The sequence below is a fragment of the Rhodococcus sp. PvR044 genome (genome assembly GCF_040548995.1).
Taxonomy (GTDB): Bacteria; Actinomycetota; Actinomycetes; order Mycobacteriales; family Mycobacteriaceae; genus Rhodococcus_G; species Rhodococcus_G oryzae.
The window spans coordinates 99286-120744 of record NZ_JBEPSX010000013.1 but is presented as its reverse complement, the minus strand read 5'-3'; the positions used below and the strand labels follow the sequence as shown (position 1 = coordinate 120744).

Genomic DNA, 21459 nt, shown 5'->3' with positions numbered 1-21459 from the left:
GCGGCGCCGCCACCGGCCACGGATGCGCGCGAACCCGACGTGGGGACGGCCCGCGGGGTGGACAATCGAAGTCGTGGCGCCGGCAGCGGAATCGGGTGCACACCCGAGCAGGGCCGAGCGCGCGGAGCGAGGTCGCGCCGCGCGCCGGGAGACGCCGTTCGCTTCACTCGCGGAGCACCACCCCGGCGCCGAGCGTGATCCGGTCGGCCTGCTCGAGACCCAGGCGGCGGCCCGCATCCCGCAGCTCGTCCCGGTTCGATACGGGCGGATGGCGACCTCGGCGTTCGCCTTCTTCCGTGGCTCCGCCCTCGTCATGGCGGACGACCTCTCGCGCGCCCCGTCCTCGGGACTGAACACTCACCTGTGCGGGGACGCGCACCTGAGCAATTTCGGGATCTACGCGACGCCGGAGCGCAGGCTGGCGTTCGACATCAACGACTTCGACGAGACCTATCCCGGTCCCTTCGAGTGGGACGTCAAGCGCCTGGTCGCCAGCCTCGAGGTCGCGTCGCGGGACACCGGGTTCGGCACCAAACAGCGGGCCAGGATCGCAAGGGGGTGTGCCGCCGAGTACCGGGAGACGATGGCGCTCCAGGCGGAGCGGGGCACCCTGGCGGTGTGGTACTCCCACATCGAACCCACCGAGGAGCTCGTTGAACTGGCCGATCAACTGGACTCGTCGTCGAGCAAGCGGATGCGCAAGACGCTGGAGAAGTCGTGGAACCGCGACAGCGTCCAGGCGCTGGGGAAGCTGACCACGGTGGTCGACGGCAGACGGAAGATCCTCAGCAATCCGCCCCTGCTGGTCCCGATCGAGGAGGTCTTCGCCGACGCCGATGCCGACGAGTTGAATCGCGAACTGCGCCAGCGTCTGAGCGATTACCGCTCGACGCTGCAGTGGGATCGCCGGGTGCCGCTCGAGCAGTTCGAGCTGGTCCAGGTGGCGCGCAAGGTGGTCGGGGTCGGCAGCGTCGGGACGCGATGCTGGATCATCCTGTTCCGCGGCGTGGATGACGAGGACCCGCTGTTCCTGCAGGCCAAGGAGGCGGTGCCGTCCGTGTTGTCGGATTACCTCGAGGGGCCCTCGTTCGAGAACGAGGGCGAGCGGGTGGTCCACGGTCAGCGGCTGATGCAGGCCGCCAGCGACATCTTCCTGGGGTGGCAGCAGGGCATCGGAGTGGACGGCGTGCGGCGCGACTACTATCTGCGGCAGTTGCGAGATGGCAAGGGGTCAGCGGTGATCGAGGCGATGACGCCGACGGGGATGACGCTCTACGGGCGCCTGTGCGGCCGTGCGCTTGCCTATGCGCACGCCAGGTCGGGCGACCGGATCGCGATCGCCGAGTACCTCGGGTCCAGCACCGAGTTCGACGAGGCAATCGCAGCGTTCGCACAGTCCTACGCCGCTCAGACCGCGCACGATCACGCGGCGTTACTCGAGGCGATCGCCGGTGGGCGGGTCGCGGCGCGGTCCGGACTCTGAGATGGCGGGGCACGACGATCCGGACCGGAGTCGGCGCTGGTGGGCGCGGGCGGCCTTCGCGGCCGCCGTGGCCGCGGCCGTGGTCCCGATCGTGGCAGCGGGCCTGCTGAGCACGCTGGTGCTGCTGGCCGCGGGCATCGGCGGGGTCGTGGTGATGGTGGCGGCCCTGTACTGGTTCCTCACCCATCGCGGTGTGCCACGGTGGATCTGGCTGGGTGTGGCCGTGCTCGTCCCGATCGCGGTCCTGTCCGCGTTCGTCAGCGCGAACCTGCTGTGGGTGGTGGTGGTCTCGTACGTGCTCGTGCTCCTCGCGGCCCTGTGCGCCCGCACCGCCCTCGAGGCCGAGCGCGCCGAGTCCGCGATGGACGAGCGCAGCGTCCCGCCGCCCCGGCAGCCCTTTCTGGTGATGAATCCGCACTCGGGTGGCGGCAAGGTGGCCAGGTTCGGGCTGCAGCGCAAGGCCGAGGAGCTCGGCGCGGAGGTCGCCCTGCTCGAAGGACCGGACACCATCGACGTGGAGGCGTTGGCCCGCGACGCGGTGCGCAGGGGTGCCGACCTGCTCGGGGTGGCGGGCGGGGACGGGACCCAGGCCCTCGTCGCAGGGGTCGCGGCCGAACACGACCTACCGTTCCTGGTGATCAGCGCGGGCACCCGCAACCACTTCGCGCTGGATCTCGGGCTCGATCGCGACGACCCGGCCGCCGGCATCGAGGCGTTGCGGGACGGCGTCGAGGTCCGCGTCGACCTCGGGGAGATCGCCGGGCGCACCTTCGTCAACAACGCCTCGTTCGGGGTGTACGCCGAGGTGGTGCAGAGTCCGGCGTACCGGGACGACAAGACCGGGACCGTGCTCCGCATGCTGCCGGACCTGCTGGGCGGGAGCGCGGGGGCGAGGCTGATCGCCCGAACCGGCGGCCTCACGGTTGAGGGTCCCCAGGCGGTACTGGTGAGCAACGGCCCCTATCAGACCAGTGACCTCGCGGGTCTTGGCCGACGGGCGCGACTGGACCGCGGCGTGCTCGGGGTCGTGACCGTGGCGGTGGATGGCGCGCGCCAGGCCGTCGGGTTGCTCAACCGTGCGCACGAACGCGGCATGACCCAGCACACGGTCCGCGAGGTGACCGTCGATGCCGATGCGCCGGCGATACCGGTCGGCGTCGACGGCGAATCGCTCATGCTCGCCACGCCGGTGCGGTGCACCATCAGGCCGGGGGCGTTGCGGGTGCGGCTGCCGAGGGACCGCCCTGGGGTGCCGCCGTTCAAGGTCGCGGTCGACTGGGTTCGGCTACGCGCGCTGGCCGGGTGGGCACACCGGCCGAGGTAGCGGGGCTCAGCCCGCCGTCAGCCTGGCGAGCGCCTTGCGCACGACCTCGGGATCGGAGGTCTCCCAGAACGGCGGCAGCGAGGCGCGAAGGTAGCCGCCGTAGCGGGCCGTCGCGAGCCGGGAGTCCAGCATCGCGATCACGCCGCGGTCGTCGACGCTGCGCAGCAGCCGACCCACGCCCTGCGCCAGCAGCAGCGCGGCGTGATTGCCCGCCACCGAGAGGAAGCCGTTGCCACCGCGGGACTCGACCGCGCGCTGGCGGGCCACCAGCAGCGGATCGTCTGGCCGCGGGAACGGGATCCGGTCCAGGATCACCAGGCTCAGCGACGGGCCGGGCACGTCCACGCCCTGCCACAGCGACAGCGTGCCGAACAGCGAGGTGGCCTCGTCCTCGGCGAACGCGCGGACCAGCTGCCCGGTGGCGTCGTCGCCCTGGCACAGCACCGGGGTGTCGAGGCGCTTGCGCATGACCTCGGCGGCGGCCTTCGCGGCGCGCATCGAGGAGAACAGCCCGAGGGTGCGGCCACCGGCCGCGGTCACCAGTTCGGCGATCTCGTCGAGATAGCTCGGTGCCAGCCCGTCCCGGCCGGGGGCGGGCAGGTGCTTGGCGACGTAGAGGATGCCCGCCTTGGCGTGGTCGAACGGCGAGCCGACGTCGAGCGAATTCCACCGGATGGCGGCCTCGTCCGCGGGCGCCTCGGTGCCGGTCGCCATCGCCGGATCGACGCGGGTGCCGGACTCGGCGGGCAGGCCCCAGTTCACCGCGAGCCCGTCGAACGATCCGCCGACCGTCAGGGTCGCGGAGGTGAGCACCACGGTCGACTCCGCGAACAGCCGCGAGCGCAGCAGCCCGCCGACCGACAGCGGCGCCATCCGGACGAGCTTGCCCCGCCGCTCCTCGTCGGCGAGCCAGACCACGTCGCGGCGCTTGGCCGGGTCCGGTTCGTCGAACGCGGTGAGCACGCGGACGGCGTTGTCGTGCACCTCGTCGACGGCCGCGAGCGCGGCGTTGCGGGCGGCGGCCGCCTCGGGGTCGGTGGCGTTCATCCCCGGCCGCGCAGGCCCGATCGCCGTGCGCACCGCCCAGGCCGCATCTCGGACGGCGGCCAGCGCGTGGCCCGCGCCGTCGGGCAGTCCTTCCCAGCGGCCGGCATGCAGCTCCTCGAGCACCGCGTCCCAGCCCTCCGCCGAGGCCTCGAACCGGTCCGCGTCCTGCTCCTCGACGAGCTTGACGCACCTGCGCGCGGCGGCGCTGATGGTCGACGGCGCCAGCTCGGCGGTGGCCACCCCCGTCACCCGGTCGACCAGTTCGTGTGCCTCGTCGATCACCACCACGTCGTGCTCGGGCAGGACGGCGATGCCGGTGATCGCGTCGATCGCGAGCATCGCGTGGTTGGTGACCACCACGTCGACCTTCGAGGCCTCGGCCCGCGCCCGCTCCGCGAAGCAGTCCTCGCCGACGGGGCAGCTCGACTTGCCAAGGCACTCGCGCGAGGTGACGCTCACCTGGCGCCACGACTGATCGCTCACGCCGGGCACCAGCTCGTCCCGGTCGCCGGTCTCGGTGTCGGATGACCACTTGGTCAGCCGCTGCACCTCGCGGCCGAGCCGGGAGATCGCGAACGCGTCGAACAGCTCGGCCGACTCCGCAGTGTCTTCTGATGCCCCGGTGTGGATCTTGTTCAGGCACAGGTAGTTGTTGCGGCCCTTGAGGATCGCGAACTCCGGCCGCCTGCCCAGCGCGCCCGCGAGGGCATCGGACAGGCGCGGCAGGTCGCGGTCGACGAGCTGGCGTTGCAGCGCGATGGTGGCGGTGGAGATGACCACGGTGCGCCCGCTCTCGACGGCGTGCCGGATGCTGGGCACCAGGTAGGCGAGCGACTTGCCGGTACCGGTGCCCGCCTGCACGGCGAGGTGCTCGCCGGTGTCGATGGCGTGCGCGACCGCCGACGCCATGGTCAGCTGGTTGGTGCGTTCGGCGCCGCCCAACGCCTGCACCGCCACGGAGAGCAGGTCGGGCACGTTGGGGAGTTCAGGCACCGACCAAGGCTACTCGGCGCCGCCGTCAGTTCGCCGCAGCGACCTGACCCACCGGGGTGACGCCCGCGCCGCGGAGCCGCTCGAGCACCGACGGCACGGAGTCGGGGGACACCGCGGCCGTGTACCGCAGCAGCACCCTGGTCTCGAAGCCCTCGCGCGCCGCGTCGAGCGCGGTCGCGCGGACGCAGTGGTCGGTGGCGATGCCGACCACGTCGACGGCGGCGATCTCGCGGTCACGCAGCCAGTCCGCCAGGGACCGCCCAGACGCCGCCGAGCCCTCGAAGCCCGAGTAGGCGGCCGAGTGGGCGCCCTTGGAGAACACCTCCTCGACCGATCGCAGGTCGAGGGCGGGATGGAACCCGGCACCTCGCGTCCCGGCCCGGCAGTGTGGCGGCCAGCTGTCCACGTAGTCGGGTTCGTCGGAGAAGTGCGCGCCCGGGTCGACGTGGAAGTCCCTGGTGGCGACGATCGCGTCGTACTCACCTGCCGCGGTGGAGCCGAGCAAGGAGGAGATGTCGGCCGCAACCGCCGCGCCGCCCGCGACGGCCAGCGAGCCGCCCTCGCAGAAGTCGTTCTGCACGTCGACGACGATCAGCGCCCGCTTCGGGGCGGCGGGGGAGTCGGTGGGGTTCATCGCAGTCACCTAGCCCACGAACCGGGTGGGGATCGCGGGATCGCCCTGGGACAGCTTGAGTCCCTCCCACGGCAGGCTGACGAGCCGCTGGGCGAGCAGGTCGCGGCCCTCGTCCAGGGTGGGCAGACCCGTCACCACCTCGCCGCCCCGCACCATCGGGACCAGCAGGTCGTGCGCGATCAGACCGCCGCTCTCGGGCGCGGGCGCGTCGGCCGGGAACGCGACCTCCTCGACCGCGGTCCCGGTGGGCCGGGCGAAACGGAGCACGCGCTTGGTCCCGCCGCGCGACTCCTTGTGGCTGCTGCGCTTGGCCACCGGGATGCCCTCCACCTCCACCAGCTTGTAGACCATGCCCGCCGTGGGTGCGCCCGAGCCGGTGACCAGCGCGGTGCCCACCCCATAAGTGTCCACCGGTTCGGCCCGCAGCGCCGCGATCGCGTACTCGTCCAGATCGCCGGACACCACGATCTTCGTCTTCGTCGCGCCCAGGTCGTCGAGCTGCGCGCGCACCTGGCGGGCCCACACGCCGAGATCGCCCGAGTCGATCCGCACGCCGCCGAGCTCCGGCCCGGCGACGGCGATGGCGGTCTTGACGCCCTCGGTGATGTCGTAGGTGTCCACCAGCAGGGTGGTGCCCAGTCCGAGCGCCGCGACCTGACCGCGGAACGCGGCCGCCTCGTCCGGGCCGGCGACAGTGTTGTGCAGCAGCGTGAACGCGTGCGCGCTGGTCCCCGCGCCAGGCACGCCGTAGCGGCGGACTGCCTCCAGGTTCGAGGTCGCGGTGAACCCGGCCAGGTACGCCGCGCGGGAGCAGGCCACGGCCGATTCCTCGTGGGCGCGCCGCGAGCCCATCTCGATCATCCGCCTGCCGGCAGCGGCGCTGACCATGCGTGCGGCGGCGGAGGCGATCGCGCTGTCGTGGTTGAGGATCGAGAGCGTCAACGTCTCGAGGAGCACGCATTCGGCGAAGGTGCCGCGCACCGAGAGGATCGGCGAGCCAGGGAAGTACAGCTCGCCCTCCCGGTAGCCGTCGATGTCGCCGGAGAAGCGGTAGTTCCGCAGCCAGTCCACCGTCTGCTCGTTCAGGAACTCGGACACGACGGCCAGCTCCGGCTCACCGAACCGGAAGCGGGGCAGCGCGTCGAGCAACCGGCCGATGCCGGCGACGACGCCGTACCGGCGCCCGGCGGGCAGCCTGCGCGCGAAGACCTCGAAGCTGCAGCGGCGGTGCGCCGAACCGTCGCCGAGCGCGGCCGAGAGCATCGTCAGCTCGTACTGGTCGGTGAGCAGCGCGGTGCTCGTCTTCGGCTGGGACCAGTCCGAGGCGTTGTTCGTCACGCGCCCACCTTACGAGTCGCGGACCCGTGATGCGCGGACGTGCCCGTCCTGCGTTCGGAGGTTTTCTCTTTCCTGAGCACGTCGTACTCTGGAGTCATGGCCCAGTGCCCGACAACTATTCCCATGGCGAGGATGCCCGCAGCGTCGCCGCAGGTCACGCCAGCCGAATCCGAGGTCGAGGAGATCCTGGAAGCGGAGGACAAGCCCTGGGTGACCGTCGTCTGGGACGACCCCGTGAACCTCATGCACTACGTGACCTTCATCTTCCAGAAGCTGTTCGGCTACAGCAAGGCGAGGGCCACCGACCTGATGATGCAGGTCCACAAGGAGGGCAAAGCCGTCGTGTCGTCCGGATCCCGCGACAAGATGGAGCACGATGTGAACCGTCTCCACCAGGCAGGCCTGTGGGCGACGATGCAGCGCGACAGCTAGCGGAGATCCCCGACCACCGATCCTGAAAGGACCCGCAGGTACGCAACGTGCGCACATGGAGCCGAAAGAATTCGCTGGGCGGCGTGAAGATTCGCTCCGAGATGGACGCACGAGAGGCCTCGGTCCTCAGGTCGCTGGTCTCGTCTGTCCTGGCGCTGCTCGAGGACCGGGCGGCCGCGGTGCCGCAGGACGACCTCGCCGAGCTGACCGGTCTGCGTACCGGGAACAGTGACGCCCCAACGGATGCCACTCTGGCCCGACTGCTGCCGAACTTCTACCGGGCCGAGGCCGACCGCGAGGGCACACCGGCACAGGGCGCGAATATGAATGCGGCACTGCGCAGTCTGCACGAGCCGGAGATCATCGACGCCAAGCTGGCGGCGGGATCGGTGATCCTGCAGACGGTGCCGCCGGAGGGTGGCAAGGTCTCGCTGACCCCCGAACAGGCCGACGCGTGGCTCGCAGGACTCAACGACGTGCGCCTGGCCCTGGGGACCACCATCGGCATCGACGCCGACACCCCGGACGAGCTCGAGCCCGACGACCCGCGGGCGCCGCACCTGGACGTCTATCACTGGCTCACCTGGATGCAGGACTCCCTGGTGCAGGTCCTGGTCCCGTGACGGGCGCGGGGGTGCGCAGCGGGCCGCGGAACTCGCTGGCCGATGTCGAGGGCCTGCTGGTCGGGCACCACCACGAGCTGGACCGGGACGCCGGACTCGGCTCGGGCCGGGCGACGGGCTGCACCGTGGTGCTGGCGCCAGGCGGCGCCACCGCGTCCGTCGATGTGCGCGGCGGCGGGCCCGGCACCCGCGAGACCGACCTGCTCGATCCGAGCCACACCGTCCAGCAGGTGGACGCGGTGCTGCTGACCGGGGGCAGCGCCTACGGGCTGGCAGCCGCGGACGGGGTGATGCGCTGGCTCGAGGAGCACGGTCGCGGGATCCCGATGGACGCCGACGGCCATGTCGTCCCGATCGTGCCGGGAGCGGTGATCTTCGACCTGCCGGTGGGGGACTGGTCGGTGCGGCCGACCGCGGATCACGGATTTCTCGCGGCGGAGGCGGCGGCTGCGGAGTTCGCGGTCGGATCCGTTGGTGCCGGGGTCGGTGCGCGCGCCGGGGTGCTCAAGGGCGGTGTCGGCACTGCCAGCCTCGTGCTCGGCGCAGGGGCGGCCGAAGGCGTCACGGTCGCGGCGCTGATCGTCGCCAATCCCGTTGGCTCCGTGTTCGATCCGGGCACCGGTCTGCCGTGGGGGGTCGGGGTGGCCGAGGCCGCGAGCTGGGGCCTGCGGGTCCCGGATGCCGCCGAGTTGGCCGCGGCGATCGAGCTCGGGCAGAAGGGCACCGTCCTGAACACCACCATCGGGGTGGTGGCGACCGATGCCGCGCTGAGCAAGGCCGGCTGCAGGCGGGTCGCCGTCGCGGGCCACGACGGCCTGGCCCGGGCGATCCGGCCCGCGCACTCACCGCTCGACGGGGACACGCTGTTCGCCCTTGCGACCGGCACCAGGGCGACCGCGCCCGCCCCAGTCCCGATGCCCGCCGCCTTTCCCGCGGAGCTGGCGCTGCTCGACGCGGTGTGCGCGGCCGCGGCCGACGCGGTGACGCGGGCGATCGTCGGTGCCGTCCTCGCGGCAACGGCGGTCGCGGGAATACCGAGCTATCGGGAGCTGTTTCCGTCAGCATTCGACGTCTAAGCTGGGCGAACACATCGGAGGCGCAGGTGTTGGTGATCAGATCCGACCTCGTCGAGGCGATGGTCGCGCACGCTCGTGCCGATCATCCAGATGAGGCCTGCGGCATCATCGCCGGCCCCGAGGGCGGCGATCGGCCGCTGCGGCACGTCCCGATGATCAACGCCGAGCGCTCGCCGACCTTCTACCGCTTCGACTCCGGCGAGCAGCTGCGGCTGTGGCGTGCGATGGAGGCGGCCGACGAGGCGCCGGTGGTCATCTATCACTCGCACACCGCCACCGAGGCATATCCCAGTCGCACCGACGTCTCCTTCGCCTCCGAACCCGACGCGCACTATGTGCTGATCTCCACCCGCGATCCGGACACGCACGAGCTGCGCAGCTTCCGGATCGTCGACGGCGTGGTCACCGAGGAACCGGTCGACGTGGTGCCGAGCTACCCGTACGCACAGAACCCCCACTAGGAGCCCTGATGGCCGTCATCGTTTCCATCCCCACCATCCTCCGCAACCACACCGACGGTGAGAAGCGGGTGCAGGCAACGGGTTCCACCTTGGCCGCGGTGATCGACGACCTCGAGGCCAACCACGCCGGGCTCAAGGACCGGCTGATCAACGAGGGCAAGCTGCACCGGTTCGTCAACGTGTACGTCAACGACGAGGACGTGCGCTTCTCCGGCGGACTCGACACCGCGGTGGCCGACGGGGACTCGGTCACCATCCTGCCCGCCGTCGCCGGAGGCTGATCCGCGGTGGCCCGGTACGACTCGCTGATCGAGACCCTGGGCGACACACCGCTGGTCGGGCTGCCGCACCTTTCCCCGCGCTGGACGGGGGAGGCGCCGGTGCGGCTGTGGGCCAAGCTGGAGGATCGCAATCCCACCGGCTCGGTGAAGGATCGGCCCGCGCTGCGGATGATCGAGCAGGCCGAGCGGGACGGACTGCTCACGCCCGGCGCCACCATCCTGGAGCCGACCAGCGGCAACACCGGGATCTCGCTGGCGATGGCCGCCAAGCTCAAGGGCTACCGGCTGATCTGCGTGATGCCGGAGAACACCTCGATCGAGCGCAGGCAGCTGCTGACCATGTTCGGCGCCGAGATCATCGACTCGCCCGCGCGCGGCGGCTCCAACGAGGCGGTGGCGCGGGCGAAGGCGATCGCCGCGGAGCACCCCGAGTGGGTGATGCTCTACCAGTACGGAAACCCGGCGAATCCGGCCGCGCACTACGAGGGCACCGGACCGGAGTTGCTGCGCGACCTGCCGGAGATCACTCATTTCGTGGCCGGACTCGGCACCACCGGCACCCTGATGGGCACGGGACGCTTTCTGCGCGAACACGTGCCGGGAATCGAGATCGTGGCCGCCGAGCCGCGCTACGGCGAACTGGTCTACGGCCTGCGCAACATCGACGAGGGCTTCATCCCCGAGCTGTACGACGAGTCGGTGCTCACCTCGAGGTTCTCGGTCGGCCCGTTCGACGCGGTGCGGCGGACGCGGGAACTGATCGAGCGGGAGGGCATCTTCGCGGGCGTCTCGACCGGGGCCGTCCTGCACGCGGCGCTCGGGGTCGCGGCCAAGGCGGTCAAGGCAGGCGCCCGCGCCGACATCGCCTTCATCGTGGCCGACGGCGGCTGGAAGTATCTGTCGACCGGTGCGTACGCCGGTACCCTCGAGGATGCGGAGGCGGCCCTGGAGGGGCAGCTGTGGGCGTGACGGAAAGAGGTTCGGATGAGCACCCCGGGTGACCCGTTCAAGTACACCAACCCCGCTCTGTCGGTGCCGTCGAACCCGCCCGCGACCAGGCCTGCGGCCGAGCGCCCGATGTGGCAGCAGGCGGCCGCGGTCATCGGCGGCTTCGTGGTCGGGCTGTACGTCCTCGAGTTCATCGACATGCTCGTCAAGGGCAGCCTCGACAACGGCGGCATCCAGCCGAGGACCGTCGACGGCCTGTGGGGGATCGTCTTCGCGCCGGTGCTGCACGGCGGGTGGGCGCACCTGGTCGCGAACACCATCCCGCTGCTGGTGCTCGGATTCCTGGTCATGCTCTCGGGCATCGGGCGCGGGCTCGCGGCCACCGGCATCATCTGGGTGATCGGCGGTGTCGGGGTGTGGCTGTTCGGCTCGGTGAACAACCATCTCGGCGCCTCGGTGCTCGTGTTCGGCTGGCTGACCTACCTGATCACCCGCGGCATCTTCGCCCGGCATTTCGGGCAGATGGCCCTAGGGCTTGTCGTGCTGGTGATCTACGGCGGGGCGCTGTGGGGCGTGCTGCCCGGCCAGCCCGGGATCTCTTGGGAAGGGCACCTGTTCGGCGCGATCGGCGGTGTCGTCGCCGCCTGGGTGCTGGCCTCCGATGTCCGCAAGGCGCGCGAGGCGAAGGCGTTGAACCGGTAGCGAACGCGCAGGTGTGACGCCCGGCGCAGCGGATCACGGGGCGGCATTTGGTCTCGATTCCACTCGAAGCTTTTTCCGGATCAGGTGGTCGTGGCAGCATGGGAAACATGCGCATCACCGTCCTGGGTTGTTCGGGCAGCGTCGGGGGTCCCGACTCGCCCGCCTCGGGCTACCTCTTGACCGCTCCGGACACCCCGCCCGCGGTCCTTGACTTCGGCCCCGGCGTGCTCGGAGCGCTGCAGCGTTACGCCGACCCCGGTCAGGTGTCGATCTTCCTGACCCACCTGCACGCGGATCACTGCCTCGACCTGCCGGGGCTGCTGGTGTGGCGCCGGTACCACCCCAACCCGCCGCCCGGCCGGGCCGTCGTCTGCGGGCCGACGGACACCGCCTGCCGGATCGGTGCCGCCTCCTCGGAGTGCGGCGGCGAGTACGACGACATCTCCGACACGATCGACCTGCGCGCCTTCACCGACGGCGGATCCATGAGCCACGGCGCGCTCACCGTCACCTCGCGCCGGGTGTTCCATCCGCCGGAGGCGTACGGGTTGCGGATCAGCGATCCCGCGGGCCGGACCCTCGTCTACACCGGCGATACCGGGATGTGCGACGAGGTGGTCGAGCTGTCCCGCGGCGCGAATGTGCTGCTGGCCGAGGCCTCCTGGACCCATCACCCCGACCGCCCGAAGGGGATCCACCTCTCCGGCACCGAGGCCGGACAGGTCGCGGCAAGGGCGGGGGTCGGCGAACTGCTGCTCACGCACATCCCGCCGTGGACCTCCCGCGAGGACGTCATCGCCGAGGCCAAGGCCGAGTTCTCCGGACCCGTCCACGCCGTCTCGCCCGGGGACGTCTTCGAGATCTGAGTCGCGGGACGTCTAGGCTTGCGCCCGTGAGCAGACGACTGGATGGCAGGGCGGACGACGAACTCCGCGAGGTACGGATCACCCGGGGCTTCACGAGCCATCCGGCCGGATCGGTTCTCGTCGAATTCGGTGGCACCCGCGTGATGTGCACCGCGAGCGTCGAGGAGGGCGTGCCGCGCTGGCGCAAGGGTTCCGGCCTCGGCTGGCTGACCGCCGAGTACGCGATGCTGCCCGCCGCGACCCACACCCGCAGCGGCCGCGAGTCGGTCAAGGGCAAGGTCGGCGGACGCACCCAGGAGATCAGCAGGCTGGTCGGCCGCTCGCTGCGCGCCTGCATCGACCTCGCCGCGATCGGCGAGAACACCATCGCCATCGACTGCGACGTGCTGCAGGCCGACGGTGGCACCCGGACCGCGGCGATCACCGGCGCCTACGTCGCGCTGGCCGACGCCGTCACCTACCTGCGCGCGGCCGGCCGGCTGGCCGACCCGCAGCCGCTGTCCTGCGCGATCGCCGCGGTCAGCGTCGGCGTCGTCGACGGCCGGGTGCGGCTTGACCTGCCCTACGAGGAGGATTCGCGCGCCGAGGTCGACATGAACGTCGTCGCGACGGACACCGGCACCCTCGTCGAGGTGCAGGGCACCGGAGAGGGCGCGACCTTCCCGCGCACCACGCTGGACAAGCTCCTCGACTCGGCACTGGCCGGCTGCGAGCAGCTGTTCGAGGTGCAGAAGCAGGCGCTCGCGCTGCCGTACCCGGGTGAGCTGCCCGAGCCGAAGGAGCCCGAGGCGGCGAAGAAGAAGTTCGGTGCCTGAGGCCGTCCGACTTCTCGTCGCGAGCCGAAACGCGAAGAAGCTCAAGGAGCTTCGGCGCGTGCTCGAGGCGGCCGGGGTCAGCGGCATCGAGCTCGTCGGCCTCGACGAGGTGCCGCCGTTCCCGGAGGCGCCCGAGACCGAGGCGAGCTTCGAGGGCAACGCGCTGGCCAAGGCCCGCGACGGCGCCGCGGCCACCGGGCTGCCGTGCGTCGCGGACGATTCGGGGCTCGAGGTGGACGCGCTGAACGCGATGCCGGGGGTGCTGTCTGCGCGGTGGTCGGGCGGACACGGTGACGACGCGGCGAACACCGCGCTGGTGCTCGCGCAGCTGTCCGACGTGCCGGACGAGCGCAGGGGAGCGGCCTTCGTCTCCGCATGTGCGCTCGTGGTGCCCGGCGGCGAGGAGTCGGTGGTGCGCGGAACGTGGCCCGGGGCCATCGCCAGGGAGCCCCGCGGCGACGGCGGATTCGGTTACGACCCGGTGTTCGTGCCGGAGGGGGAGTCGCGCTCGGCGGCGCAGCTGACCCCCGAGGAGAAGGACGCGGCCTCGCACCGCGGCCGGGCGCTGGCGCAGCTGGTGCCCGCGATCGCCGCGCTGGCCGGCAGCTAGGTTCCGCCCGCCCGTCGAGTGTGCAGTTCCGCGCGTCCCCTTTCGGGCGATGCGTCGGAAGGTGCACACTCGACGGGCCAGCGGGGCGGCCTGCGCCCCGACCATCGCTGTGAGGACGTGCAGATGTCGCCGATGATGATTCCCGTGACGCCGCAGGGCTGGATCACGTACCTGATCGCGTACCTGACGGGTCAGCCCGTGATCCTGGGCGGCGGCGGGTCCTAGGGCATCGCCGCCGGGCGATCAGACGCCGAAGTCGCGCTTGACCTGCTGGGTGCGCCAGTGCTCGACGAAGAACGACAGGAACGGGACGGTGCCCGCGAGCAGGGTGCCGATGGTGCGGCCGACGGGCCAGCGCACCTTCACCGCGAGGTCCATCGTGAGGATCAGGTAGACGAAGTAGACCCAGCCGTGCACGATCGCGATCCAGCTCGGCAGGTTGTCCACCTTGAACACGTACTTCGCGACCATCTCCGCGGTGAGCACGAGCAGCCAGATGCCGGTGGCGTAGGCGAGGACGCGGTAGCGCAGCAGCGCCGAGGCGATCTTCTTGGTGTCGCGAACTTCGGTCGCGGTGACGGTCTCGTCGGGGGCCGTGCTCACGTGCTGCTCCTATCGGCCTCGCCGGCTCTGAGCTGCGCGAGGTAGTTGTTGTACGCCTGGTGGGCTTCGTCGTCCGGGTTGTCCGCGTCCAGCTTCTGGTTGCCCGACCGGGTGCGCGTGGGCAACACGTCGGCGGGGATCTCGCGGACCTCCGAGGAGGAGGCCGCGTCCTCGGACGGGTCACGGTCCTCGAGCTGCACGAACCGCCGGTACGCGTACACCACGAACGCCGCGAACAGCGGCCACTGGAAGGCGTAGCCCAGGTTCTGCCCGGTGCCGCCGACGGCCTCGAAGCGAGTCCACTGCCACCAGCCGAGCGCGAGACACCCGGCCGCAGCGATGACGACGAAGAGAATCAGCGCTGGTCTGCGACGGGAGGGTGAACTGGCCACACAACGACGGTACCCGAGCCGTCGGAGCCGCAGGTACGGAGCCGGGGAGGCGTGGATCACCCTCCCACGGGCCCCGCGATGACCGTGGTCAGGACACTGCCTTGATCCGGGTGACCAGCAGGGCCCCGATCAGCGCGCTGATCGCGGCGAAGGTGAAGAGCAGCGGATAGTTCTTGTCGGGCCCCACGGCCAGGATCAGCGGCGCGATGGCGGGCGCCAGCGACTGCGGCAGCGTGTTCGCGATGTTGATGACACCGAGGTCCTTCGCCGCGGTCTTCGGATCGGGCAGCACCTCGGTGACCAGCGCCATGTCCACCGCGAAGAACAACCCGGTGCCGATCCCCAGCAGGAGCTCGGCGACCATCACCATCGCGAAGCTGTCCGCGATGGCCAGGACCGCCAGTCCCGCCGACAGCATGAGCGCCGACCCGATCACGAAGGCCTTGCGGCGTGCCGCCCGGTCCGAGATGTAGCCGCCGACGGCAGCGGCGATCGCCGTGCAGGTGTAGCTGACGCCGACCAGGGTCGCGAGTGCGGTGGCGGCCTCATCGGTGGAGAGGTCGAGCCGATCCTGCAGGAAGAACAACAGGAACGTCATCGGCATCGAGACGCCGAGCATGACCAGGAACCTGGTGAGCCAGGCGTATCCGAAGTCCGGGTGGAGCCGCGGATTGACCCAGAAGCTGCCCGCGAACATCCGCAGGGAGAACCGATCGCGGGGGGCGGGCACCTGCGGATCGGGGAGGGTGACCGCGAAGGCGGTGATCAGGATCAGGCCGACCACGGCGGGCACCAGGATCTTCGCGGTGCCCGGCACCACGGTGACCAGCGCGACGCCGACGATGAGCGCCAGCATCTGACTGAATCCCATTGCGCCCGAGGCCAATCCTCGTTGGGCGGGGGGAACGTGATCGGGGATGGTCGCCGTCAGTGCGGCCATCACCCCGTTGAAGGCCAGCTGCGCCAGGCACCATCCGACCAGCAGCACCGGGATCGACGGTGCGAACGCCACGATCGTCAGGCCCGCCGTGCCCACCACGGCGCCGCCGATCAGCCACGGCCTGCGCCGACCGAAACGTGAGGACGTCCGATCGGAGAGGCGACCGGCGAGCGGGTTCCCGATCAGGGCGAGAAAGGCGCCGACCCCGAGTACCAGGCCGAGGGTGTTCTCCTTCTGTGCCGGATCGAGGTGCTCGACGCGAAGCTGGAGCGTGACGACCACCGGCGTGAGCACGGAGAGGAAGAGTCCCAGGTTCGCCATCGCCAGCCTGGCGGGAAACGCCCGCGGTGACCCATCCAGATCCGATTGACTGTCTTCGAGCCCTTCGGCACCAACGGCTGTCATTCGGCATCTCCCGCTTTGATTCGGCGGTGTCGCGCTCGACACCGCAACGGAGTATGGCGAATGAGCCGAGTGTGCGGTAGGTAACGTTATGGAACTGTTACTTATTGGGTCGAGCGCCGAACGATTGATATGCAAGCGGCAACTTGCCTATGGTGGGGTCGTGGTCAACGTCTATCGCGCTCTCGACGACGAGACGAGGCGTGTCATCCTCGACGAACTGGCGACGAGCGACGGCCAGACGCTGTTCGAGATCTGTTCCCTGCTCTTGGTGCGGCATGGTCTCGGCCTCACACGTCAGGCGATCTCCCAGCACCTCGGCGTGCTCGAGTCGGCGGGGCTGGTCGTGACGGAGCGGCGTGGACGATCCAAATTTCATTACTTCGATTCCGAGCCACTCGCCGAGATCAGCAGACGATGGCCTGTCCGAGAGAGTGACGATCAATGAGAATCAACCTGACGAGTTTGTTCGTCGACGACCAGCGAGCGGCACTCGCCTTCTACACCGATGTGCTCGGCTTCGCGAAGCACCACGACATTCCCCTCGGCGACGACTCGTGGCTCACGGTCGTGTCGCCCGAATCGCCCGACGGCCCGCAACTGCTGCTGGAGCCGGCGCGGCACCCGGCGGTGAAGCCGTACCGGGATGCACTCGCCGAGGACGGTATTCCGCTCGCGCAGTTCGCCGTCGACGACGTCGAGGCCGAACATGCCCGGCTGACCGGAAGGGGCGTGGTGTTCACGCAACCGCCGACCGACATCGGGACCGCGGTCGTGGCCGTCTTCGACGACACGTGCGGCAACCTCATCCAGATCATCACGGAGAAGTCGACGTGACCCTGGCAGAGGTGATGGCCGAACTCGCCGCGCTCGAGGACCCGAAGGCGCGCGCGGTCAACGAGAAGCACGGTGACGATCACGGTGTGAACCTCGGCAAACTGCGCGCGATCGCGAAGCGGCTGAAGACGCAGCAGGAACTCTCGGGCCAGCTCTGGGCGACGGGGGACACCGCGGCGAGACTGCTGGCGCTCCTGATCTGCCGCCCCAAGGCGTTCGACCGCGACGAGTTGGATGCCATGATGCGCGACGCGCGCACCCCCAAGGTGCACGACTGGCTCGTGAACTATGTGGTGAAGAAGAACCCGCACTCCGAGGAGCTGCGCCTCGCCTGGTTCGCCGATCCGGATCCCGTTGTCGCGAGTGCCGGCTGGGCCCTGACCACCGAACGCGTGGCGAAGAAGCCCGAGGGCCTCGACCTCGCGGGCCTGCTCGACGTCATCGAGGCGGAGATGGCAGACGCCCCGGACCGTCTGCAGTGGGCGATGAACCACTGCCTGGCTCAGATCGGGATCGAGCACCCCGAGCTCCGTTCCCGGGCAATCGATATCGGGGAGCGCCTGGAGGTGCTCAAGGACTACCCGACGCCGCCGAACTGCACGTCTCCGTTCGCGCCCACCTGGATCAACGAGATGGTGCGCCGGCAACAGGTCCGGTGATTTCCGTCAGTACGAAGGAAGGATGGCCCGGGTGCCTGAAGTAGCTCGCAAGCGCCGCACCCAGCCGCCACCGCCCCATGTCCTCTACGAAGCGCTGACCGATCCCGATCGCGACCCGACACGCCCGTGGCTACTTCTCCAGGAGGACGAACAACGCCCCACGATCGCCGAATCCGTCGAGCCGAACCTCGTCGTGTGGACCTCGCTGTGGCCACTTCGCCCAGACGCCAACATCCGATTCGACATCGAGGGGCCGTCACGCGGCAGTGCAACGTTGACCTGGACGTTGATCCTCGACGATCCGGTCCCCGACGCCGCGACGATCATTCGTATGCGCAAGCGGCTGAACGTACTCATCAACGCCAACTTGCGCTTCACCTTCGGTCAATAGGCGCGCGCCGGAGGTGTCAGTCCGAGTCAGCGCGAACGCGCCGGTAGTGCTCGTAGATCACGCGCGAGCCGAACGTCATGGTCTCGATCAGGTCGCGCGGGACGTCTTCGGTGACCGGCGGCAGGAACGGCGTGCCGCCCCCTATGGCGGTGGGGTCGGATCATGATGTGTGTTCAGCCGAACCGGGCGCATCGTCCGGGGGCGCGATGGCCGCGGTGACGCGGTGCGCCAGTGCGCGCAGGTGGTCGATGAGTTCGGGTGGTTCGTGCACTCGGAAGCCGAACCCGAAAAGTCCGGTGTAGACGGCTATTTCGTCGAGTGAGTTCGAGCCGGTGTGCAGCAGGCAGTGCCCCTCGTCGATCGCCTCGATGACGCCGACGGTCGGCGGGATGCGATCCACAGCCACGGCCGCCGATACCTCGAGGGTGATGCGCGCCTGATAGCGATAGGGGGCGGTGCTGACCCCGCGCGACACCCAGCCGGTCAGGTCCACCTCGGGGGCCTCGCGCGGGGTGAATCGCGGTCCGTTGGGGATGCGCGGACGCAGGCGGTCGACACGGTACGTGCGCCAATCGTTCTTCTCGACATCCCAGCCGACCAGGTACCAGTGCCGCCCGGTGTGCACGAGCCGATGCGGTTCGGCCGCCCGCCGGATCTCGGTGCCGTCGTGCGTGCGGTAGTCGAAGCGGAGATGTTCGTGGTCGCGGATCACGGCGGCGATCGTGGTGAGCACGTCCGGGTCCACAGCCGGGGTTCCGGCCGGCATGCTGACGGTCGCGGCCTGTAGCGCCGAGACGCGGTGGCGCAGTCGCGGCGGGAGGATCTGCTCCAACTTCGTCAGCGCCCGCAGCGAACTCTCCTCGATGCCGGTGATGGTTCCGCCCGCGGCGGTGCGCAGCCCGAGGACGACGGCGACCGCCTCGTCGTCGTTCAGCAGCAGCGGGGGCAACTTGGTTCCCGCGCCCAGTCGGTAGCCGGCCGCTCCGGCGACCGCATGCACGGGGTAGCCGAGGTTGCGCAGCTTGTCGATGTCGCGGCGGATGGTCCGCGCATCGACCCCCAGGCGCTCGGCCAGGTCGGCGCCGGTCCACACGCGGGGCGTCTGCAGGAGCGACAGGAGTTCGAGGAGTCGAGCCGAGGTTTCCAACACACCGCGCATTCTCCAGCAAACCTAGGGCGAAAGTTGTCCTAGCCGCTCCGTACGGTGATTCTCATGAGCGCAGAGATCACTCCCTTCCGTATCGATGTCCCCCAAGCCCAGCTCGACGACTTGCATCGGCGACTGGACGAGACCCGCTGGCCGGATGGCGTCACCGGAGTCGGCTGGGCGCAGGGCATTCCGCTCGACTACACCCAGGAGCTGGCGCGGTACTGGCGCACCACCTACGACTGGCGAGAGCAGGAGACGCGGCTCAACGCGTTCCCGCAGTTCCGCACCGAGATCGACGGCCACGACGTGCATTTCATCCATGTCCGGTCGGCCGAACCCGGTGCCATGCCTCTGATCCTCACCCACGGTTGGCCCGGATCGATCGTCGAGTTCCTCGACGTGATCGGTCCGCTGACCGACCCGGTCGCGCACGGCGGGCGGGCCGAGGACGCGTTCCATGTCGTCGTGCCGACGATCCCTGGATTCGGGTTGTCCGGGCCTGCTGTCGGCTGGTCGACCACCCGGGCCGCGCACGCCTGGGTGCAGCTGATGCACAGGCTCGGCTACGACCGCTACGCCGCGCATGGCGAAGACACCGGCGCGGCCATCTCCCGAGAGCTGGCGGTGATCGATCCCGAGCACGTCGTGGCACTGCACGTGACGATGATCGCCTCGGCCACCGTCACCCCCGAGACGGCCGACCTCGACAATCCCGCCGAGAAGCGCGCCCTGCAGCTGGCGCAACGCGCCCAGTACGAGCTCGGCGCCTACGCGATGCTGCAGGCCACCCGCCCGCAGACCCTGTCCTATGCGCTCGCCGACTCGCCGGTGGGTCAACTGGCATGGATCGTCGAACGCTTCAAGGACTGGACCGACTCGACAGACGTGCCAGAGGACGCCGTCGACCGCGACACGATGCTGACCAACGTCATGATCTATTGGCTCAACGGCACGGCGGGCTCGTCGGCGCGCTACTACTACGAAGGCGCCGCGACCTGGGGTGGACCCGAACCCGAGACCGATGTGCCGGTCGCGGTCGCCGTTTTGCCGCAAGACCTGGGAATCCCCGTCCGCCGCATCGCAGAGCAGAACCACAACATCGTGCGCTGGACCGAATTCGACCGGGGCGGCCACTTCGCGGCTATGGAAGAACCCGACCTGATCATCGACGACTTGCGCGCCGCGTTCCGCGACTACCGCCAATAGACACGAAATCGCGGTGGTCAAGCAGTGGTCTCTACGGGTTCAGCGGCGAGGGATGTGTGGGTTCATACACACCGAGTGCTCCGCCACCGGGCAGCGTGAGGTGGGTGATCAATCCCCACCGTTCGCGCCGCAGGTCCGAGCATGCAACACCATGTTCAGCCATCTGCTCAACGAACGCCTCGACGTCGTCACACATCAGAAACAGCTCGTGCACGCCATCGGCGTCGGCTGGATGTATGGCCAGCTCGGCCGGCGGAAGGGCGAAGATCAACCAGCCCTGCCCGGCATCGACGGACGGATAGTCGAGCACGTCGCGGAAGAACGCCCGGTCTGCCTCGGCGTCGGTGCTGTAGAGGACAACATGCGCTCCACGAATCATGTTCTGACCCTAGTTCGCGGCACAAGACGGAAACGAGGTCACGGACTCTTCCGAGTTCGTGACCTCGTCGTGTGCAGTTCGTGGAACTGCTGGTGGTGCGCGAGGGGGGACTTGAACCCCCACGTCCTGAGACACCAGGACCTAAACCTGGCGCGTCTGCCAATTCCGCCACTCGCGCGTGCCGAAACAGACTACTTCACGGCGTCCTCGGTCGGCGCGAGCAGCGTCATGAGCAGGTCCAGCTGCTGCTCGCGTGAGGCGACGCCGAGCGTGTGACCGACCATCCGCTCCTGTGAGGCGCGCATGAAACAGCCGCTGACAAGCGTGTAGGCGACCGTCTCCGGATCGACGTCGGCGCGCACGACGCCGAGGCGCTGCTGCTGCTCGAGGTAGGCGCCCAACATCGTGATCCCGCGATGCGGGCCGAGGTCGTTGTCCCGCATGTGTGTGCCGAGCGCCTCGCGCAGGTCGGCGTCCGACTGCGCCGCGGTGAGTACATCCACGGCCGGGTCCAGGAACGCCTCGACCGCCGCCATGAACCCGGCCAGGGTGCCGCGCAGGTCGGGCCCGGCGAACCCCCGCTGATTGAGGTCGGCCAGCGGGCGCAGGCCCCGCTCGAACACCGCCAGCAGCAGGCCGAAGCGGTCCGTGAAGTGGTAGTAGATGCTGCCCTCGGACACCCCGGCCCGTCTCGCGACCTCGCGGGTGGTCAGCTTCGCGACGCCGCGTTCGCGCAGTACAGCAAGGGTCGCGGACAGGATCTCCTCGCGGCCGCCGGAGGGTGGCCTGCCGCGGCGCGGGGCGGGTGCGGTGGTCATGGTGAGCCGAGCCTACCGGGCGCGAAAAGATTATTGAGCCAACACTCAG

At 69.9% G+C, this 21459-nt stretch carries 26 protein-coding genes and 1 tRNA gene; 17 read left to right on the top strand and 10 right to left on the bottom strand.

Annotated elements, in window-relative coordinates; translation table 11 throughout:
• The first annotated feature begins 73 nt into the window (after positions 1-73).
• Together ABIC28_RS24075 and ABIC28_RS24070 are read left to right on the top strand one after the other, a co-directional pair.
• Positions 74-1483 carry a DUF2252 domain-containing protein gene (locus ABIC28_RS24075; RefSeq protein ID WP_373560247.1) on the top strand — a complete coding sequence of 470 codons (1410 nt, stop codon included), beginning with the start codon at positions 74-76 and terminating at the stop codon, positions 1481-1483.
• 1 nt (position 1484) lies between these two features.
• Entirely contained in the window at positions 1485-2807 is a 1323-nt protein-coding gene (locus ABIC28_RS24070; protein ID WP_097211563.1) for a diacylglycerol/lipid kinase family protein, read from the top strand.
• A 6-nt stretch (positions 2808-2813) separates the two neighbouring features.
• Here the strand turns inward: ABIC28_RS24070 and ABIC28_RS24065 are convergent, their stop codons facing one another.
• The 3 genes from ABIC28_RS24065 to ABIC28_RS24055 are packed head-to-tail and all read right to left on the bottom strand — an operon-like array spanning position 2814 to position 6819.
• Positions 2814-4847: an ATP-dependent DNA helicase gene (locus ABIC28_RS24065; RefSeq protein ID WP_097211514.1), complete on the bottom strand. Its 2034-nt coding sequence runs from the start codon at positions 4845-4847 to the stop codon at positions 2814-2816.
• A 25-nt stretch (positions 4848-4872) separates the two neighbouring features.
• The gene (locus ABIC28_RS24060; RefSeq protein WP_209926943.1) at positions 4873-5481 is read right to left on the bottom strand and encodes an isochorismatase family protein; all 609 of its coding nucleotides are present in this window, start codon (positions 5479-5481) and stop codon (positions 4873-4875) included.
• A 9-nt stretch (positions 5482-5490) separates the two neighbouring features.
• Positions 5491-6819 carry a nicotinate phosphoribosyltransferase gene (locus ABIC28_RS24055; protein WP_209926942.1) on the bottom strand — a complete coding sequence of 443 codons (1329 nt, stop codon included), beginning with the start codon at positions 6817-6819 and terminating at the stop codon, positions 5491-5493.
• A 96-nt stretch (positions 6820-6915) separates the two neighbouring features.
• On the opposite strand from ABIC28_RS24055, the gene clpS reads away from it, so the two are divergent.
• The 10 genes from clpS (at position 6916) to rdgB (ending at position 13633) form a co-directional block, all read left to right on the top strand.
• Positions 6916-7251, top strand: a complete 336-nt coding sequence (gene clpS, locus ABIC28_RS24050; protein ID WP_077043788.1) for an ATP-dependent Clp protease adapter ClpS — start codon at positions 6916-6918, stop codon at positions 7249-7251.
• A gap of 47 nt (positions 7252-7298) precedes the next feature.
• A complete protein-coding gene (gene aosR, locus ABIC28_RS24045) occupies positions 7299-7874 on the top strand; it encodes an oxidative stress transcriptional regulator AosR (protein WP_097211512.1) in 576 nt (191 codons plus the stop codon).
• Positions 7871-8950: a P1 family peptidase gene (locus ABIC28_RS24040; RefSeq protein WP_307861263.1), complete on the top strand. Its 1080-nt coding sequence runs from the start codon at positions 7871-7873 to the stop codon at positions 8948-8950. Before aosR ends, ABIC28_RS24040 begins: the two co-directional genes overlap by 4 nt.
• A gap of 26 nt (positions 8951-8976) precedes the next feature.
• The gene (locus ABIC28_RS24035) at positions 8977-9411 is read left to right on the top strand and encodes a M67 family metallopeptidase (protein WP_097211511.1); all 435 of its coding nucleotides are present in this window, start codon (positions 8977-8979) and stop codon (positions 9409-9411) included.
• 8 nt (positions 9412-9419) lie between these two features.
• Positions 9420-9692: a MoaD/ThiS family protein gene (locus tag ABIC28_RS24030; protein ID WP_209926940.1), complete on the top strand. Its 273-nt coding sequence runs from the start codon at positions 9420-9422 to the stop codon at positions 9690-9692.
• 6 nt (positions 9693-9698) lie between these two features.
• On the top strand, positions 9699-10661 hold the full coding sequence (locus ABIC28_RS24025) for a cysteine synthase (RefSeq protein WP_209926938.1): 963 nt from the start codon (positions 9699-9701) through the stop codon (positions 10659-10661).
• Between the two features lie 15 nt (positions 10662-10676).
• Entirely contained in the window at positions 10677-11342 is a 666-nt protein-coding gene (locus ABIC28_RS24020; protein WP_097211508.1) for a rhomboid family intramembrane serine protease, read from the top strand.
• Positions 11343-11449: 107 nt separating this feature from the next.
• Positions 11450-12208: a cyclic nucleotide-degrading phosphodiesterase gene (locus ABIC28_RS24015; RefSeq protein ID WP_209926936.1), complete on the top strand. Its 759-nt coding sequence runs from the start codon at positions 11450-11452 to the stop codon at positions 12206-12208.
• Positions 12209-12234: 26 nt separating this feature from the next.
• Complete coding sequence (rph, locus tag ABIC28_RS24010) at positions 12235-13023, top strand: ribonuclease PH (protein ID WP_027499784.1); 789 nt, start codon at positions 12235-12237, stop codon at positions 13021-13023.
• The gene (gene rdgB / locus ABIC28_RS24005) at positions 13016-13633 is read left to right on the top strand and encodes an RdgB/HAM1 family non-canonical purine NTP pyrophosphatase (protein WP_097211507.1); all 618 of its coding nucleotides are present in this window, start codon (positions 13016-13018) and stop codon (positions 13631-13633) included. The genes rph and rdgB overlap by 8 nt, the downstream gene beginning before the upstream one ends.
• Before the next feature lie 243 nt (positions 13634-13876).
• Here rdgB and ABIC28_RS24000 read toward each other — a convergent pair whose 3' ends face one another.
• From ABIC28_RS24000 to ABIC28_RS23990, 3 genes are all read right to left on the bottom strand, one after another.
• Positions 13877-14236 carry a DUF3817 domain-containing protein gene (locus tag ABIC28_RS24000; protein WP_027499786.1) on the bottom strand — a complete coding sequence of 120 codons (360 nt, stop codon included), beginning with the start codon at positions 14234-14236 and terminating at the stop codon, positions 13877-13879.
• The gene (locus tag ABIC28_RS23995; RefSeq protein WP_097211506.1) at positions 14233-14628 is read right to left on the bottom strand and encodes a transcriptional regulator; all 396 of its coding nucleotides are present in this window, start codon (positions 14626-14628) and stop codon (positions 14233-14235) included. Before ABIC28_RS23995 ends, ABIC28_RS24000 begins: the two co-directional genes overlap by 4 nt.
• Positions 14629-14716: 88 nt before the next feature.
• Positions 14717-15889: an MFS transporter gene (locus ABIC28_RS23990; protein ID WP_354581199.1), complete on the bottom strand. Its 1173-nt coding sequence runs from the start codon at positions 15887-15889 to the stop codon at positions 14717-14719.
• Positions 15890-16133: 244 nt separating this feature from the next.
• On the opposite strand from ABIC28_RS23990, the gene ABIC28_RS23985 reads away from it, so the two are divergent.
• From ABIC28_RS23985 to ABIC28_RS23970, 4 genes are read left to right on the top strand one after another with little or no spacing between them, the layout of a single operon-like run.
• Positions 16134-16418 (top strand): ArsR/SmtB family transcription factor, encoded by a 285-nt coding sequence (locus ABIC28_RS23985; protein WP_257017449.1) that lies wholly within the window; start codon positions 16134-16136, stop codon positions 16416-16418.
• Complete coding sequence (locus ABIC28_RS23980) at positions 16415-16807, top strand: VOC family protein (RefSeq protein ID WP_097211503.1); 393 nt, start codon at positions 16415-16417, stop codon at positions 16805-16807. Before ABIC28_RS23985 ends, ABIC28_RS23980 begins: the two co-directional genes overlap by 4 nt.
• A 14-nt stretch (positions 16808-16821) precedes the next feature.
• Positions 16822-17466, top strand: a complete 645-nt coding sequence (locus ABIC28_RS23975; protein ID WP_097211560.1) for a DNA alkylation repair protein — start codon at positions 16822-16824, stop codon at positions 17464-17466.
• 22 nt (positions 17467-17488) lie between these two features.
• Positions 17489-17857, top strand: a complete 369-nt coding sequence (locus tag ABIC28_RS23970; RefSeq protein ID WP_245220994.1) for a hypothetical protein — start codon at positions 17489-17491, stop codon at positions 17855-17857.
• A 160-nt stretch (positions 17858-18017) separates the two neighbouring features.
• Here ABIC28_RS23970 and ABIC28_RS23965 read toward each other — a convergent pair whose 3' ends face one another.
• Complete coding sequence (locus tag ABIC28_RS23965; RefSeq protein WP_209926934.1) at positions 18018-19007, bottom strand: helix-turn-helix transcriptional regulator; 990 nt, start codon at positions 19005-19007, stop codon at positions 18018-18020.
• 63 nt (positions 19008-19070) lie between these two features.
• Between ABIC28_RS23965 and ABIC28_RS23960 the strand changes: the two genes are divergently transcribed.
• Positions 19071-20213, top strand: a complete 1143-nt coding sequence (locus ABIC28_RS23960) for an epoxide hydrolase family protein (protein ID WP_209926932.1) — start codon at positions 19071-19073, stop codon at positions 20211-20213.
• A 31-nt stretch (positions 20214-20244) separates the two neighbouring features.
• On the opposite strand, the gene ABIC28_RS23955 is transcribed toward ABIC28_RS23960, so the two are convergent.
• The 3 genes from ABIC28_RS23955 to ABIC28_RS23945 form a co-directional block, all read right to left on the bottom strand.
• On the bottom strand, positions 20245-20592 hold the full coding sequence (locus ABIC28_RS23955) for a VOC family protein (protein ID WP_097211501.1): 348 nt from the start codon (positions 20590-20592) through the stop codon (positions 20245-20247).
• Between the two features lie 93 nt (positions 20593-20685).
• Positions 20686-20770 (bottom strand) — tRNA-Leu (locus ABIC28_RS23950).
• Between the two features lie 13 nt (positions 20771-20783).
• Positions 20784-21410: a TetR/AcrR family transcriptional regulator gene (locus ABIC28_RS23945; RefSeq protein WP_097211500.1), complete on the bottom strand. Its 627-nt coding sequence runs from the start codon at positions 21408-21410 to the stop codon at positions 20784-20786.
• Positions 21411-21459 lie beyond the last annotated feature (49 nt).

What these genes read in the sequence shown, in the direction of transcription:
- ABIC28_RS24070 (WP_097211563.1), top strand. Translation starts at nt 1,485, where the DNA reads ATGGCGGGGCACGACGATCCGGACCGGAGTCGGCGCTGGTGGGCGCGG.
- ABIC28_RS24060 (WP_209926943.1), bottom strand. Translation starts at nt 5,481, where the DNA reads ATGAACCCCACCGACTCCCCCGCCGCCCCGAAGCGGGCGCTGATCGTC.
- clpS (WP_077043788.1), top strand. Translation starts at nt 6,916, where the DNA reads ATGGCCCAGTGCCCGACAACTATTCCCATGGCGAGGATGCCCGCAGCG.
- ABIC28_RS24030 (WP_209926940.1), top strand. Translation starts at nt 9,420, where the DNA reads ATGGCCGTCATCGTTTCCATCCCCACCATCCTCCGCAACCACACCGAC.
- ABIC28_RS24020 (WP_097211508.1), top strand. Translation starts at nt 10,677, where the DNA reads ATGAGCACCCCGGGTGACCCGTTCAAGTACACCAACCCCGCTCTGTCG.
- ABIC28_RS24015 (WP_209926936.1), top strand. Translation starts at nt 11,450, where the DNA reads ATGCGCATCACCGTCCTGGGTTGTTCGGGCAGCGTCGGGGGTCCCGAC.
- ABIC28_RS23990 (WP_354581199.1), bottom strand. Translation starts at nt 15,889, where the DNA reads ATGGCGAACCTGGGACTCTTCCTCTCCGTGCTCACGCCGGTGGTCGTC.
- ABIC28_RS23980 (WP_097211503.1), top strand. Translation starts at nt 16,415, where the DNA reads ATGAGAATCAACCTGACGAGTTTGTTCGTCGACGACCAGCGAGCGGCA.
- ABIC28_RS23975 (WP_097211560.1), top strand. Translation starts at nt 16,822, where the DNA reads ATGGCCGAACTCGCCGCGCTCGAGGACCCGAAGGCGCGCGCGGTCAAC.
- ABIC28_RS23970 (WP_245220994.1), top strand. Translation starts at nt 17,489, where the DNA reads ATGGCCCGGGTGCCTGAAGTAGCTCGCAAGCGCCGCACCCAGCCGCCA.
- ABIC28_RS23960 (WP_209926932.1), top strand. Translation starts at nt 19,071, where the DNA reads ATGAGCGCAGAGATCACTCCCTTCCGTATCGATGTCCCCCAAGCCCAG.
- ABIC28_RS23955 (WP_097211501.1), bottom strand. Translation starts at nt 20,592, where the DNA reads ATGATTCGTGGAGCGCATGTTGTCCTCTACAGCACCGACGCCGAGGCA.
- ABIC28_RS23945 (WP_097211500.1), bottom strand. Translation starts at nt 21,410, where the DNA reads ATGACCACCGCACCCGCCCCGCGCCGCGGCAGGCCACCCTCCGGCGGC.